General features: G+C 35.9%; 12 protein-coding genes. 10 read left to right on the forward strand and 2 right to left on the reverse strand.

Going from position 1 to position 15,589, the window contains the following annotated elements; genetic code table 11:
* Positions 1–2: 2 nt before the first annotated feature.
* From ACFPH8_RS08740 to ACFPH8_RS08775, 8 genes are all read left to right on the forward strand, one after another.
* A complete protein-coding gene (locus tag ACFPH8_RS08740; RefSeq protein WP_376860210.1) occupies positions 3–1,373 on the forward strand; it encodes a pyridoxal phosphate-dependent decarboxylase family protein in 1,371 nt (456 codons plus the stop codon).
* A gap of 59 nt (positions 1,374–1,432) precedes the next feature.
* A complete protein-coding gene (gene guaA / locus ACFPH8_RS08745) occupies positions 1,433–2,968 on the forward strand; it encodes a glutamine-hydrolyzing GMP synthase (protein ID WP_376860212.1) in 1,536 nt (511 codons plus the stop codon).
* Between the two features lie 174 nt (positions 2,969–3,142).
* Positions 3,143–5,062: a PBP1 and LysM peptidoglycan-binding domain-containing protein gene (locus ACFPH8_RS08750; RefSeq protein WP_376860214.1), complete on the forward strand. Its 1,920-nt coding sequence runs from the start codon at positions 3,143–3,145 to the stop codon at positions 5,060–5,062.
* A 5-nt stretch (positions 5,063–5,067) separates the two neighbouring features.
* Entirely contained in the window at positions 5,068–5,469 is a 402-nt protein-coding gene (locus ACFPH8_RS08755; protein WP_376860216.1) for an OsmC family protein, read from the forward strand.
* Positions 5,470–5,481: 12 nt separating this feature from the next.
* Entirely contained in the window at positions 5,482–5,712 is a 231-nt protein-coding gene (locus ACFPH8_RS08760) for a DUF3820 family protein (RefSeq protein WP_248395156.1), read from the forward strand.
* 250 nt (positions 5,713–5,962) lie between these two features.
* Positions 5,963–7,603 carry a CTP synthase gene (locus ACFPH8_RS08765; RefSeq protein ID WP_376860218.1) on the forward strand — a complete coding sequence of 547 codons (1,641 nt, stop codon included), beginning with the start codon at positions 5,963–5,965 and terminating at the stop codon, positions 7,601–7,603.
* A 132-nt stretch (positions 7,604–7,735) separates the two neighbouring features.
* Positions 7,736–9,640 (forward strand): membrane protein insertase YidC, encoded by a 1,905-nt coding sequence (yidC, locus tag ACFPH8_RS08770; protein ID WP_248395154.1) that lies wholly within the window; start codon positions 7,736–7,738, stop codon positions 9,638–9,640.
* Between the two features lie 89 nt (positions 9,641–9,729).
* Positions 9,730–10,434: a toxin-antitoxin system YwqK family antitoxin gene (locus ACFPH8_RS08775; RefSeq protein WP_376860221.1), complete on the forward strand. Its 705-nt coding sequence runs from the start codon at positions 9,730–9,732 to the stop codon at positions 10,432–10,434.
* A 311-nt stretch (positions 10,435–10,745) separates the two neighbouring features.
* On the opposite strand, the gene ACFPH8_RS08780 is transcribed toward ACFPH8_RS08775, so the two are convergent.
* Positions 10,746–12,176: a fasciclin domain-containing protein gene (locus ACFPH8_RS08780; protein ID WP_376860223.1), complete on the reverse strand. Its 1,431-nt coding sequence runs from the start codon at positions 12,174–12,176 to the stop codon at positions 10,746–10,748.
* A 171-nt stretch (positions 12,177–12,347) separates the two neighbouring features.
* Here ACFPH8_RS08780 and mnmA point away from each other — a divergent pair, with 171 nt between their 5' ends.
* Both mnmA and ACFPH8_RS08790 read left to right on the forward strand, forming a co-directional pair.
* Positions 12,348–13,544, forward strand: coding sequence for a tRNA 2-thiouridine(34) synthase MnmA (gene mnmA, locus ACFPH8_RS08785; RefSeq protein ID WP_376860225.1), 1,197 nt, complete (start codon positions 12,348–12,350; stop codon positions 13,542–13,544).
* Between the two features lie 73 nt (positions 13,545–13,617).
* Entirely contained in the window at positions 13,618–14,559 is a 942-nt protein-coding gene (locus ACFPH8_RS08790; protein ID WP_376860227.1) for an NAD(P)H-dependent flavin oxidoreductase, read from the forward strand.
* Here the strand turns inward: ACFPH8_RS08790 and ACFPH8_RS08795 are convergent.
* On the reverse strand, positions 14,556–15,488 hold the full coding sequence (locus ACFPH8_RS08795; RefSeq protein ID WP_376860229.1) for a TolB family protein: 933 nt from the start codon (positions 15,486–15,488) through the stop codon (positions 14,556–14,558). The genes ACFPH8_RS08790 and ACFPH8_RS08795 overlap by 4 nt on opposite strands.
* Positions 15,489–15,589: the final 101 nt, after the last annotated feature.

The following is a 15,589-nucleotide window of genomic DNA, read 5'->3' on the forward strand; positions in this document are numbered from 1 at the left end:
TCATGCATAAAATTGATATGGAGCTTATTGAAATGACATTAGATGTCATGAAATATGCTATTGGTAGAATTTCATCTACCGAACACCCAATAGGGAAGCCTAAAAAATACGAAGAATTAAAAGCTATTGTTGGCGAAACCGTAACAGAAAAAGGTGTTGGTGGTGAGTACGCTTTCAATTTATGGAAAGAGCATTTGTCCAAAGCTAATGTACCAGTAGATCATCCAAGAAATTTAGCTTTTGTTCCAGCCTCACCAACACGAGCAGCCATTATGTTCGATTTGGTAACGTCAGCTTCTAGTATTCACGGTGCGTATTGGATGGAAGGTGCTGGTGGTATTTTCTGCGAAAATGAAGCTATGTCTTGGATTGTTTCTTTAACTGGTTTGCCAGAAGGAGCATTTGGAGTATTTACAAGTGGCGGTACTGCAGCTAACTTATCGGCAATTGTTACAGCACGCGAATTTTGGCGACGCGATGACACCTACAAGCGTGAAAAAGGTTTAATCATTACATCTATTGGAGCACATTCGTCTATTAAGGCCATGGCAAAAGTAGCTGATGTGGATATTTTATTGGTGGATACAGAAGAACGATTAACCGGTGATGATTTACGAAAAACTATTGATGGTTTAAACTTTCACCAACGCAAACGGTTATTTGCGGTTGTGGCAACTGGGGGAACAACCAATGCTGGAATTATTGATGATTTGGACGGTATTGCCCATGTTTGTGAGCAAGAAAACTTATGGTTTCATGTAGATGCCGCTTATGGCGGTGGTGCCTTAGCAGCCGATTCGGTAAGACATTTGTTTAATGGTATTGAACGTGCAGATAGTATTACAATAGATCCGCATAAATGGATGTTTTCACCTTATGATTGTGGTGCTGTTATTTATAAAGAACCAGAACTGGCCAAAGAAGCACATTCCCAACAAGGATCTTATTTAGATATTTTTAAAGATGAAGGCGCGCATGGGTTTAACCCAACGGATTATCAAATTCAATTAACACGACGCGTCCGTGGTTTGCCTTTATGGTTTTCCTTGGCTACACATGGAACAGATCGTTATAAGAAATCTGTTGAACGTGGTTTGGAATTGGCCCAGCTTGCAGGGAAAATGATTGAGGAAAACCCAAATGTAGAATTGGTAAGAGCGCCAAGTTTGTCATGTGTATTATACAGACGTATTGGTTGGAAACCGGAAGATTATACGAATTGGACCTATGATAATCATGAAAAAGGCTTTGCATTAGTAACGCCCACGAAATGGAAAAATGGAGATGAATATGAAACAGTTTCCCGTTTTTGCTTTATCAATCCGGATACAACCGAAAAAGATATTCAGCTTATTTTAGAATCCATGAATTAATTATTCAAAAAAGTACAACTCATAAATAGCTATTCATAAATCAATTGTTATTTTTGCACATGCAACACAACAACGTATTAATATTAGATTTCGGTTCGCAATACACACAACTAATTGCGCGTCGCGTTAGAGAACTCAACATTTACTGTGAGATTCATCCGTATAACAAAATTCCAAACAATTTAGAAACCTATAAAGCGGTTATTCTTTCAGGAAGTCCAAATTCTGTAAGAGGTGAGGCGGTTTTACATCCCGATTTAAAACATATTCGTGGTGAAAAACCTTTATTAGCCGTTTGTTATGGTGCGCAATATCTAGCGCATTTTTCAGGAGGCGAAGTCGCACCTTCCAACACACGTGAATATGGTCGTGCTCATCTATCGTTTATAAAGGAAAAGGAAGATTTCTTTCACAATATTTACCAAGGTAGTCAAGTTTGGATGAGTCATAGCGATACCATTAAAACACTTCCAAAAAATGGCATTTTATTAGCCAGCACGGAAGATGTTGAAAATGCAGCTTACAAAATTGAAGGCGAACAAACCTATGCCATTCAATTTCACCCAGAAGTATACCATTCCAAGGACGGAAAACAATTACTAGAAAACTTTTTAGTTCATATAGCGCAAGTAGAACAAGATTGGACGCCACAGTCGTTTGTAGAAGAAACCGTTGAAGATCTTCAAAACAAATTAGGAAATGATCGGGTTGTTCTAGGGTTATCAGGAGGGGTAGATTCATCGGTTGCCGCTATGTTATTGCATAAAGCTATTGGAAAAAACCTCTACTGTATTTTCGTAAATAATGGACTTTTACGTAAAAATGAGTTTAAAGATGTGTTGGATCAATACAAGGACATGGGGCTTAACGTAAAAGGCGTAGATGCTTCGGCACGTTTTTTGGATGCACTAGCAGGAAAAAGCGATCCCGAAGAAAAACGTAAAGCCATTGGTCGTGTGTTCATTGAAGTTTTTGATGATGAAGCTCATGAAATTTCTGATGTAAAATGGTTAGCTCAAGGCACTATTTATCCAGATGTTATTGAAAGTGTTTCGGCAACAGGAGGCCCAAGTGCCACGATTAAAAGTCACCACAATGTTGGTGGATTGCCCGATTTTATGAAACTTAAAATTGTGGAACCTTTGAAAGCTTTATTTAAAGATGAAGTCCGTCGTGTAGGTGCTTCCATGGATATGGATAAAAATTTATTGGGGCGTCATCCGTTTCCAGGGCCTGGATTGGCTATTCGTATTCTAGGAGATATTACAGCTGAAAAAGTACGTATATTACAAGAGGTTGATGCGGTTTTTATTGGTAACCTTAAAAAGTGGAATCTCTATGATAGCGTTTGGCAAGCCGGTGCTATTCTGTTGCCTGTCAATAGCGTTGGTGTAATGGGTGATGAGCGTACATACGAAAAATGTGTCGCCTTAAGAGCCGTAGAAAGTACCGATGGTATGACAGCCGATTGGGTAAATTTACCTTATGAGTTTTTACAAAAAACATCAAACGAGATAATAAATAAAGTAAAAGGCGTTAATAGAGTAGTGTATGATATTAGTTCTAAACCACCAGCAACCATTGAGTGGGAATAAACGAAATGTGCTATCGCGTTATTTTTAAGGAACTAAAAAATGATATCGTGAAGTTGGGCGTTACCACAAGGGTCGCGCTTTACACTTAAATCTTTTTATATCGCTTATATTTATAAAAAAGAATAAAAAGGATAACGTTGCAATCGCTAACGCAACGCAGAACGTATATAGATTATGAAGAAATTATTTTGCATTTTAAGCATCCTAATACTATTTGGCTGTGGTTCCACATCGCAAGCACAAAATTATAAAACACATAAGGTAAAACCTGGTGAAACCATAGAGGCTATTGCCAGACAATATCAGCTAACGCCTTTTGATATTTACGCTTTAAACCCGGATGCCAAAAAGGAATTAAAAACCAATGCGGTTTTAATTATTCCAAATAAAAAAATAAATCAATCAGCACCACATGCCGCTATTGAAAAGGAGTTAACAGGATTTAAAACTCATAAAGTAAAGCGTAGAGAAACATTATACAGCTTATCTAAAGAGTATGGTGTGGAACAAGACGAAATAAAAAAACACAACACCTTTTTATATGCCAACAACCTACGTAAAGGCGATGAAATAAAAATACCTGTTTATAAAAAAGTGTTTACAGTTTCTCAACCAGAAGAAACAGCCAAAACCTATACCGTTTTACCAAAAGAAGGAAAATGGCGTATTGCTTATAAATTTGGAATAACAGTTGCTGAATTGGAGGCTTTAAATCCTGGAATGAGTCTTATTTTACAAGAAGGCGAAGTTATTAATGTGCCAAATATTGGTAATACAGAAGAGAAGCCCGTAGATAATCAATATTCATATTATGAGGTTTTGCCTAAAGAAGGTTTTTACCGTCTGAAAGTGAAATTAGGTTTGGAGCAAAGTCAATTGGAAACGTTAAATCCAGAATTAATTGAAAGCGGACTGAAAGTAGGGATGATTTTAAAAGTCCCTTTCAATGCCACTATTGAAGATGAAAACATAAAATTAGAAAGCACGGATTTAACAAATTCTATTTCAAGTTACAAACAGAAACATATAGCTATCATGTTGCCGTTTAAACTAAATCGTGTCAATGTAGATTCCGTTGCTGATGCGAAAGCACAAATTAAAAAAGACCCATTTTTAAATACCTCATTAGATTTTTATTCCGGTGTGGTTGTAGCTTTAGATTCTCTTAAAAAAATAAGCGTTAATTTAAAAGTAGATGTTTATGATACTAAAAATATGGTTAGTGAAGTATCAACCATATTAAACGAAAATAATTTTGATGAGGTTCATGCCGTTATAGGGCCATTAATGTCTGCAACGTTTGAAAAAGTTTCTTCCCAATTACAAAGTCGAAATATCCCGCTAATTTCGCCTAATTTAAAGGATTTAAAACTTTCAGATCATGTTTTTCAAACCATGCCTTCGGAAGATTTATTAAAAGATAAAATTGTAAATTACGTAAAGAAAGATTCTTCAATTAGTCAAATTATCATTATTGCCGATCAAAGTCGCGTAAAAGTTTCTAACGATTTAAAAACGCATTTCCCAACAGCTTCTCAAATCTATTCTCGAAAAGATAAAGAACAAAAGGATGCATTTTATATTTATGATACCGATATTATTTCAAAGCTTAAATCCGGTAAAAATATGGTGTTTTTAGAAACCTCTAATCCCGGATTCGTATCCAATGTAACGAGTAAATTGAATTCTTTGATTTCTAAAGACCGAAAAATTATATTAGCAACCACGGAAATGGGAAGTGCCTTTGAAGATGATGAGGTTTCAAATTATCACTTATCTAATTTGCAATTAACATTTCCAACCATTGCAAAAACGTATAATGAAGATGATAATAATAGTTTTGCTAATAATTATTTCAAGCGGTTTGGTGTAACACCTAATAAAATTGCCGTACGTGGTTTCGATTTAACAATGGATGTGGTCTTGCGTTTGGTAAATTACGATACTCTTTATGAGTCTGTAAATCAGGCCCCTTTAACGGAATATGTTGAAAATAAATTCGCTTATAAAAAGAAATTATTTGGAGGTTATTTTAATAATACGGTGTATTTGGTAAAGTATGAAGATTTAAAAATCGTAGAGATAAAACAGTAATAATTATGACAGCAACCGTAATGTATTTAGGCGAATTACGCACAGAAAACACCCACGTAAAATCAGGAAACACCTTTGTTACGGATGCGCCCGTTGATAATAATGGCAAAGGCGAAGCATTTTCGCCAACCGATACAGTTGCTACTGGATTGGCAAATTGCATGATGACGGTTATGGGAATAAAAGCCCGAGATATGAATTATGAAATGGCAGGAACCCAAGCAGAAGTAACAAAAACGATGGCTTCCAATCCACGTCGTATTTCAAAAATTGAAATTGTTTTTAGTTTTCCAGAGTTAGCGAGCATAAAAACCCGTAAAACTTTAGAACATACGGCTAATACTTGTCCTGTGCTTTACAGTTTACATCCTGATATAGAAAAAGTTGTATCATTCAACTGGAAATAGAACGCACTAATCATGGAACCAGATAGAGAGTTTCTTATAAAACTCGCGCATACTAAAATGCCTTATGGGAAATATAAGGATCGGTATTTAATAGATTTACCCGAATATTATATAGTTTGGTATCATAATAAAGGATTTCCTACCGGTAAATTAGGCGAGATGCTACAGTCCGTTTACGAACTAAAATTAAATGGATTGGAAGAATTAATCCATAACATTAAACGCAATTTCCCGAAGCGATAGTTTTCAGTCCCGATAGCTATCGGAATCAGTCAAAACTTTGCGCCTTTCCACCTTTGCAGCTTTGTGCCTTTGCGAGATTTCTTAATCTAAATACGACATGTACAACTCCATTATCCACCTTCCTAACGATAGCTAGGCACCAAACATCTCCGCAACTTATTTCCCCTTCAATTTCATTTCAAAATAAACTCCGAAACACCCAAACTATTAAACTTAATATTGTAAATTTGCAGGCGTTTAACAGCGCAACATGACAACTACAACAAAATACATATTTGTAACAGGAGGTGTAACATCTTCTCTCGGTAAAGGCATTATAGCAGCCTCATTGGCGAAACTCTTGCAAGCTCAAGGATACCGCACAACCATTCAGAAATTAGACCCGTATATTAATATAGATCCAGGAACATTAAACCCGTACGAGCATGGCGAATGTTATGTAACGGATGATGGTGCAGAAACCGATTTGGATTTAGGTCATTACGAGCGTTTTTTAAACGTACCAACTAGCCAAGCAAATAACGTTACAACAGGACGCATTTATCAAAGCGTTATAGATAAAGAACGTCGTGGGGAATTTTTAGGAAAAACGGTTCAAGTTATTCCTCATATTACCGACGAAATTAAGGAACGCGTTCAAAAGCTGGGTAATTCTGGTAATTTTGATATTGTGATTACGGAAATAGGTGGAACAGTAGGTGATATTGAATCCTTACCATACATTGAAGCCGTGAGACAGTTACGTTGGGATTTAGGGGAAAAGAATGGTTTAGTTATTCATTTAACCTTGGTGCCGTATTTATCGGCTGCTGGCGAGCTGAAAACAAAACCAACCCAACACAGTGTTAAAACGTTAATGGAAAGTGGTGTAATGGCAGATATTCTTGTTTGCCGTACAGAGCATGAACTCCCAATGGATTTACGGAGAAAATTAGCGTTGTTTTGTAATGTTCGTGAAGAAGCAGTTATCCAATCTATTGATGCCTCTACTATTTATGATGTGCCTAATTTAATGCTGAAGCAAGGTTTAGATACCGTTGTTTTGAAAAAATTAGGGTTGGAAAGTCACGCGCCAGATTTAACCCGTTGGAATGAATTTTTAACACGACTAAAAAACCCTAAAACCGAAGTTACTATCGGTTTAATTGGGAAATATGTTGAGTTACAAGATTCGTATAAATCCATATTAGAAGCCTTTATTCATGCAGGTGCCGAAAATGAAGTTAAAGTTCATGTAGAACCTATTCATTCAGAATATTTAAATGCAGATAATATCCACGCAAAACTATCACATTTGAATGGTGTTTTAGTAGCGCCTGGTTTTGGTGAACGTGGTATTGAAGGAAAAATTGATGCTGTAAAGTATGTGCGTGAAAACAACATGCCATTTTTTGGAATTTGTTTAGGAATGCAAATGGCTGTCATTGAATTTGGTAGAAATGTGATGAATTTAAAAGATGCCAATTCAACAGAAATGGATCCTAAAACTACAAATCCCGTAATTGGATTAATGGAGTCGCAAAAGGATGTCACGGAAAAGGGTGGTACCATGCGTTTAGGTGCTTGGACTTGTAATTTGAAAGCCAATAGTATTGCGCATAAGGTGTATAAATCTAATTCTATAGAGGAACGCCATAGACATCGTTATGAATTTAACAACACATATAAAGAACAGATTGAGGCTGCAGGAATGGTGGCTACAGGAATAAACCCGGAAACCAACTTGGTTGAAATTGTAGAAATTCCAGAACACCCTTGGTTTGTTGGTGTGCAATATCACCCAGAATATAAAAGTACGGTTGCTAATCCGCATCCACTTTTTGTGGCTTTTGTTAAAGCAGCTTTAAAACATAAAAACAAGAATAAAAGTGCCACTATGGCACAAAAATAATTTTGGATAGTTTTTTGTAAACAGCATAAAACTATTTATTTGATAATTTTTTATACGTGTCCTATTTGAAATATATCGATTTAACGCATTGGTTTGCCATCGGTAGTTTTAAAACGACAACCAATTTAATATATGGAAGAAAAGAAATTTGACCTGAATTCGATAATAGGGTTTGTCCTAATTTTTGGAATATTAGTGTACATGATGTACGCCAACCAGCCAACTCCAGAGGAATTAGCAGAACAAGAACGCGCTAAACAAGAGCAAGTTGAAGCTGAAAAGCAAGCTCAAAATCAGAAAGAAACTGCTGTTACAACGGCGGAAGATTATTCAGTAGCTAACGCCCAAGATTCTACCCAATTTGTAGCCTTACAAAATAAATTAGGTGCTTTTGCCTATTCAGCAAGCCTGCCATCTGCAAAATCCAATGAAACAGAAGTGAAAACGGAGGTTTTAGATTTAAAATTTAGCAATAAAGGGGGATATTTATCTGAAGTTAAATTAAAGAAGTTTGTCGATTTTGATTCCATTCCAATCTATCTTATAAAAGATGGGAATACGGATTTTAATATTAATTTCGGTACCACTGATAGTCGCATTCTAAATACCCAAGATTTATATTTTGAACCTACGGTAACTAAAAATGGTGAAAACACGGTCGTTTCCATGAAACTTAAAGTGTCTGCGAATCAGTTTTTAGAATATCGTTATGAAATTCAGCCAAATGATTATATGGTTGATTTTACAATCCGTTCCCAAGGCTTAAGTAATGTTATAAATAGCTCGCAACCTATTAATTTAGATTGGCAATTACAAACCTATCGTCATGATAAAAGTATCAGTTATGAAAACCGATACACGCGATTAACGTATCAATATGAAGGTGGTAAAATTGATAAATTAAGCCCAACGGGTGAAGATGAAGAAACAGAAGTTGATGTAAGTTGGTTGTCGTACAGACAGCATTTCTTTAGCAGTATTTTAACGTCCAAAGTGCCATTAAAATCCGTGCAATTCAATTCAACCGATCTGGTGGAAAATGAAGAAGTTGATACCGTATTTACAAAGGCGTATCAAACAAGATTTGCTTTAGAAGCAAATGCTGGTGAGTTAAATCAAGAACTAGGCTTTTATTTTGGCCCAACAGACAACAAGGTTTTACAGAAATATGATATTGGTCTAGAAGATAGTATTCCATTTGGTTGGGGAATCTTCGGTTGGATAAACCGTTATGTTTTTGTTCCATTATTTGCCTTTTTAGCAAGCTTTTTACCATATGGTGTGGCTATTATTGTAATGACCATTTTAATAAAGTTCTTATTATCATTTGTTCAGTACAAGCAATTCCTGTCGCAGGCAAAATTAAAAGTTTTAAAACCGGAATTAGATGCTATTCGTGAGAAGCATAAGAATAATAAAATGAAAGCGCAGCAGGAAACTATGGCTTTGCAAAATAAGGCAGGTGCCAGTCCGTTGAGTGGTTGTTTACCAGCTTTAATACAGTTGCCCGTTTTCTATGCTTTATTCCAGTTTTTCCCATCGGCTTTCGATTTAAGACAGAAAAGTTTCCTATGGGCAGACGATTTATCATCTTATGATATTGTAGCCAATTTACCATTTACCATTCCGTGGTATGGTGATCACGTTAGTTTATTTCCAATTTTAGCCTCTATTGCTATTTTCTTTTATATGAAAATGACAACAGGACAGCAAATGGCATCGCAACCAACTCAAGAGGGTATGCCAGATATGGCTAAACTAATGAAGTACATGATTTACATATCACCATTAATGATGTTATTCTTCTTTAATAATTATGCATCTGGTTTAAGTTTGTACTACTTTATTTCTAACGTTATTAGTATTGGAATTATGTTGGTAATTAAGAATTACATTCTTGATGAAGATAAAATTCATGCTCAAATTCAGATCAATAAGAAGAAACCGAAAAAACAAAGTAAGTTTCAGAAGAAAATGGCTGATATGATGGAGCAAGCCGAACTACAGAAACAAGCGCAAGAAAAGCGTAAGAAATAAAAAAAATCAAGCTGCCTTAATTGGCAGCTTTTTTGATATAACAAATGCTATATTATTTCGTTTAGATATTTAATACACAGGTTATAATTATGAAGCAGATACTATTTGTTTTAGCACTATTTATGGGTTTTATGAGTTTCGCGCAAACATTTAATCAGTTTGATGCCAACGGTAAACGCGACGGTAAGTGGAAAAAGAATTTTGAAGGAACAAATGTTGTTCGTTATGAAGGCGCTTTTCAACATGGAAAAGAAATAGGCGTGTTTAAGTTCTATAAAAATATTAAAGGGGAAGCCGTTTTGACTGCTACACGTGAGTTTAATCCTAATACAGATACTGCAAAAGTGACCTTTTTTGGTAGTACAGGAAAAGTAATAAGTGAAGGGCTCATGCGAGACAAAACATATATTGGCGATTGGAAATACTACCATAATAATGGAACGCAAATCATGACCTTGGAACATTATAATAATAAAGGATTGCTAGAAGGTGCGCGATTTGTTTATTATTTAAGTGGGCAAGTAGCTGAAAAAGCACTTTACGAAAATGGAAAGCTACATGGTAAAACTTTGGGCTTTGCAGAAAACGGAACAGTTATTAAGGAGCACCATTATAAAATGGGCAATTTACACGGAGAAGCCAAATTTTATAACGAAACGGGTGTTTTATTAGTGGAAGGCACTTACCGTAATGATCAGAAACATGGAATTTGGAAGTATTATGAAAATGGGACTTTAAAGGAAGAAAAGGATTTTACGCCAAAAAGCAATAATCCGTATAAGAAGTCTAATTAGGAATTGCGCTCATAAAATATAAAAGCTCCTTAAAGATTTAAGGAGCTTTATTTTGTTAGGTATGCATTTGTAATTTTTAGCTATTAATCAATCAAAATGGGGAATACCTAAACATAAGGACTGCAATCTATGTAATATATTCATGAATTCAAAATCGATTTTAATATATTAATTGTAAACTTTCACCTACTAGTTTTATGGTTATTTAATAAAAAAAAGCTGTTCTAATTAAAGAACAGCTTCTCTTTTTCAAAGCAATTTAATCACATTTATAGCAATCAATAATGTTGTACACTATAAATTTCTTACTATTATAAAGGTGGTAAAACAACCTTGTCGATAGCATGAATAACGCCATTGGAAGCTTGAACATCAACAGCAATTATGTTGCTTACTCTGCCGTTTGCATCAGTTAAGGTTGCACCACCAGTAATATTTGCTGTTATGTTTCCACCTAAAGTACCAACAGTCATGTTATCCATTAAAGCACTTGATCTTACGTTTGCACCTGCAACCGCATGCATATCTAACGTAGCTTTTAAAGTTGGTTCTGGAATATCACCTAAAGTTGCTACATTTAATTCTGTTAATAAATCACCAAAGGCTGCATTAGTAGGTGCAAAAACTGTAAAAGGCGCTGGAGCTGTTCCATTTGGTGTAGAAAGTGTTCCTACGTAGTCAAACGTTAAATCGTCTCTTGTTAATGCTGCAACCAAAGTTTCAAAAGTAGGATCAGCTAATGCAAAATCGACTACAGTTGGTAATCCAATAACCGTATCCACAGCGTGGATAACACCATTTGTTCCCACAACATCTGCTATGGCTACCGTAGAAATTCCGTTAAATTCAACACCATCTGCGGTATTAAAATATAAACTCATTGGGTTGTTTCCAGCACCAGTTGCACTAGTTGTGGTGTAACCCGCACCCATATTTACTAAATCTGTAGAAAAGGTGGCACCTGCTAATACATGGTTTAAAAGTACTTGCGATAATACATCGGTTGGTACATCACCTAACCCAGAGAATCCGTTATCCGCTAAAAAATTAGCGAAAGCTGCATCAACTGGTGCTAAAACTGTAAATGGTCCACCTCCTTGTAATACGGAAACTAAATCACCATCCGCAGCACCTAAAGCGGCTACTAAATTGCTAAAGCTCGAATTTGCAAGGGCGTGATCTACCACGTCTGGTAAGCCAATAACACCATCAACTATGTGAATGATGCCGTTAGATGCTTCAATATCGGCAGTTGAAACAGATGATACATTATTAAAACGTACATCGTTGTTGGCTGTATTGAAATATAAACTCATGCTTGCACCACCTGCACCTGTTGCATTAGTAGATGCATAACCATCGCCTTGACTTACCAACGCGGTTGAAGGCACAGATCCAGAAATTACATGATTTAAAAGTATTTGTGACAATACATCTGTTGGTACATCATTTAAGGAAGCAAATCCATTGGCTGATAAAAATGCTGCAAACGCGTCATTATCAGGCGCTAAAACGGTAAATGGTCCTGATCCTTGTAATACTGAAACTAAATCTCCGTCGGCAGCTTGTAAGGCAGCTACTAACGAACTTAATTCTGGAGTGGCCAACGCTAGATCTACAATGTTATTTTGTTGTGCTGGCGGCGTGTAAATGTTGTTATCATCATCACTACTACAGGATGTGATAAATAAGACTATTAGTAAGGTAGCCGAAAATCTTTTTAATGCTGTTAATGTTTTCATTTTGTTAAGTTTTTATGTTTGTTTAACAAATATAACAAAACATTAAACAAAAATCCTAAATATGTTTATTAAAATTAACAAAACTTTAAACAAAATAAATTATTTAGCCTGTAATTAGAACCGCTTAAGAAGAAGAGATATTACTTGATTTTCGTATCTTTGCACCCAATTATGGAAAACAAAAAACGTGTTATAGTCGGATTATCTGGAGGTGTAGATTCCAGTGTAGCAGCCTATCTTTTAAAAGAGCAGGGCTTTGAGGTTATTGGCTTGTTTATGAAAAATTGGCATGATGATTCTGTAACGATATCTGATGAATGTCCTTGGTTGGATGATAGTAATGATGCCATGTTAGTGGCGGATAAATTAGGAATCCCATTTCAGACAGTCGATTTAAGTGAAGAATACAAAGAGCGTATTGTTGATTATATGTTCAAGGAATACGAAAGCGGGCGAACCCCAAATCCTGATGTGCTTTGCAACCGGGAAATCAAGTTTGATGTGTTTATGAAAATCGCTTTAGATTTAGGAGCGGATTTTGTAGCAACCGGTCACTATTGCCGGAAAGCATCTTTTGATAATAACGGTGAAACTATTCATCAATTATTAGCAGGCGTGGATGACAATAAAGATCAATCCTACTTTTTATGCCAATTATCGCAAGCGCAATTAGCAAAATCATTATTTCCTATAGGCGAGTTAACAAAGCCTGAAGTTCGAGATATAGCAACAAAATTGGATTTAGTGACAGCTGATAAAAAAGACTCTCAAGGTTTGTGCTTTATTGGAAAAGTTAGGTTGCCAGATTTTCTACAACAACAGTTAAAACCAAGAGAAGGTGTTATAGTTGAAATTCCAAGCACCTATGCAGATTATGAAATTTCAAACCCGATTTTTGATTCTAAAGAATTGGAATTAGCCTATTTATCTAGAAAAGCGGATTATAACGTTACGGACGGAAAAGTAGTTGGTAAACACCAAGGTGCTCATTTTTACACTAAAGGACAGCGCAAAGGATTGGCGGTTGGAGGAACCGTGGAACCCTTGTTTGTCATTGATACTGATGTTAACGAGAATGTGATTTACACAGGTCAAGGAAAAGCACACCCTGGTTTATATAAATCAGCTTTATTTATTTCAAATGATGATTTGCATTGGGTTCGTGAAGATTTAGCACTATCCAAAGGGGAAACCATGGCGGTCTTAGCGCGTATTCGCTACAGGCAACCATTAGAAAAAGCCACGTTATATCGTGTAGAATCTGGTTTATATATTGAGTTTTCAAACCCACAGTCAGCCATAGCTGAAGGGCAGTTTGCGGCGTGGTATTTAAATGATGAACTTATTGGTTCAGGCGTAATTTCATAGGGATTAGGTACGTTTATATATTTCGCATCGTCTTTATTAGTTACTATATTTCAAATTAAAAACACATTATATTATGTCCAATAAAATCACCAAGCTTTTTAATATTCAATATCCAATTATTCAAGCTGGAATGATTTGGAATTCAGGTTGGCGTTTAGCTTCAGCATCTAGTAACGCTGGAATTCTAGGCTTGTTAGGAGCGGGAAGTATGTATCCTGATGTGTTACGTGAGCATATTCAGAAATGTAAAAAAGCAACTGATAAACCCTTTGGTGTTAACGTGCCTATGTTATATCCAAATGTGGAAGAAATCATGAATATTATTGTGGAAGAAGGTGTAAAAATTGTTTTTACCTCGGCAGGAAATCCAAAAACATGGACAAGCTGGTTGCAAGAGCGTGGCATTACGGTTGTCCATGTGGTGAGCAGTGTAAAATTTGCCTTAAAAGCACAAGATGCTGGTGTGGATGCGGTTGTAGCCGAGGGTTTTGAAGCTGGTGGACATAATGGTCGCGATGAAACCACAACACTAACATTAATTCCCATGGTAAGAGAACAGCTGACCATTCCATTAATTGCAGCTGGCGGTATTGCTACCGGAAAAGCCATGTTAGCTACTATGATTTTAGGTGCCGATGCCGTTCAAGTGGGAAGTCGCTTTGTGGCTAGTGAAGAAAGTTCAGCCCATCAAGCTTTTAAACAAGTTGTTGTGGATGTGAAGGAAGGTGATACCCAATTAACCTTAAAAGAATTGGCACCAGTACGCTTGGTTAAAAACAAATTCTACGACGAAATTCAGGAGCTTTATAAATCATCTCCATCACCAAAACAATTAAAAGAACTATTAGGTCGTGCGCGTGCTAAACGCGGTATGTTTGAAGGTGATTTGAAAGATGGCGAATTGGAAATTGGTCAAATAGCAGGACTTATTCACGATATAAAACCTGTAGCAGAAATTGTAAGGGATATGCTGAAAGAATTTGATTTAGCTAAACAAGAGGTAGCCACATTCTAATCAACCTTCTGATTGAAAATTTTAAATGGAACAGCAAACAGTTTACTCGACCCGTTTGCTGTTTTGTTGAATTCCGCTAATAAACTATTTATTGATAACGGTTTCTCTTGTTCAACTATAGTGTTATCGCGCTTACTTGTAAAGTACAAAGTGTCATTTTTAACAAATGGGCAATAATCCATTTTCTCCGAGTTTACAAAGGGGCCTAAATTTTCGGCTGAAGACCAACCCGTTTTTAATTTCTTGCTAATATATAAATCACCACTTCCTAATCCATCAGGCCGATTATAAGCGCCAAATATAATATAGGATTCATCAGGCGCAATGAAAGCATTGTATTCATAGCCATCAGAATTTACGGTGTTAGGCAGGGTTTCTGGTTCTAAATACGTACCATTTTTAAATATGCTTACATAAATATCATCTTTCGTATTCTTCAAGTTATCAGCTCTTGTAAAATAGAGATTCCCATTATTTGCAATGGATGGGTAAAATTCGTCATTAATAGAATTAACAGGTTCACCCAAGTTTTTAGGTTTAGACCAGGGTTCATTTACATTTTTCCTTTCCACATACCAAATGTCAAAATCTTTAGGTTTTAATTCATTATTAAGCGGTCTTGAGGAAGCAAAGTAGAGTTTTAATCCATCTGTTGAGAAACAAGGTTCTAAATCAAAATGTTGGCCAGAAAAGCCAGCAACTTGAGGTTCTTGCCAAACACCATTAATTTTTTTTAACGAAATTATAGCGGAAAGATTACCCATTACACTTTGTGCCGTAAATAGAATTTCATTGCCATTAGGTGCAATGGCTATATCCCTAACATTTGGAAATTGCCCAGCTATTTCTGGCAAAAAAGGTTCAGGACTGTCTTGAGCCAAACCATAATTTAAACATAACAAAAACGTAAAGAGGTAACTAAATTTCATAAAAAACTAAATTAGGCTGACAAGTTAATATAATACATAATATGGAAATCTTAACACAATGTTAATCCCGGCAAAATAAGAATAAAAGAACCTTTACATAA

The sequence above is a fragment of the Bizionia hallyeonensis genome (assembly GCF_042657385.1).
Lineage (GTDB): Bacteria > Bacteroidota > Bacteroidia > Flavobacteriales > Flavobacteriaceae > Algorimicrobium > Algorimicrobium hallyeonense.

What these genes read in the sequence shown, in the direction of transcription:
- ACFPH8_RS08755 (WP_376860216.1), top strand. Translation starts at nt 5,068, where the DNA reads ATGACAGCAACCGTAATGTATTTAGGCGAATTACGCACAGAAAACACC.
- ACFPH8_RS08795 (WP_376860229.1), bottom strand. Translation starts at nt 15,488, where the DNA reads ATGAAATTTAGTTACCTCTTTACGTTTTTGTTATGTTTAAATTATGGT.
- ACFPH8_RS08780 (WP_376860223.1), bottom strand. Translation starts at nt 12,176, where the DNA reads ATGAAAACATTAACAGCATTAAAAAGATTTTCGGCTACCTTACTAATA.
- ACFPH8_RS08790 (WP_376860227.1), top strand. Translation starts at nt 13,618, where the DNA reads ATGTCCAATAAAATCACCAAGCTTTTTAATATTCAATATCCAATTATT.
- mnmA (WP_376860225.1), top strand. Translation starts at nt 12,348, where the DNA reads ATGGAAAACAAAAAACGTGTTATAGTCGGATTATCTGGAGGTGTAGAT.
- ACFPH8_RS08750 (WP_376860214.1), top strand. Translation starts at nt 3,143, where the DNA reads ATGAAGAAATTATTTTGCATTTTAAGCATCCTAATACTATTTGGCTGT.
- yidC (WP_248395154.1), top strand. Translation starts at nt 7,736, where the DNA reads ATGGAAGAAAAGAAATTTGACCTGAATTCGATAATAGGGTTTGTCCTA.
- ACFPH8_RS08760 (WP_248395156.1), top strand. Translation starts at nt 5,482, where the DNA reads ATGGAACCAGATAGAGAGTTTCTTATAAAACTCGCGCATACTAAAATG.
- ACFPH8_RS08740 (WP_376860210.1), top strand. Translation starts at nt 3, where the DNA reads ATGCATAAAATTGATATGGAGCTTATTGAAATGACATTAGATGTCATG.
- guaA (WP_376860212.1), top strand. Translation starts at nt 1,433, where the DNA reads ATGCAACACAACAACGTATTAATATTAGATTTCGGTTCGCAATACACA.
- ACFPH8_RS08765 (WP_376860218.1), top strand. Translation starts at nt 5,963, where the DNA reads ATGACAACTACAACAAAATACATATTTGTAACAGGAGGTGTAACATCT.
- ACFPH8_RS08775 (WP_376860221.1), top strand. Translation starts at nt 9,730, where the DNA reads ATGAAGCAGATACTATTTGTTTTAGCACTATTTATGGGTTTTATGAGT.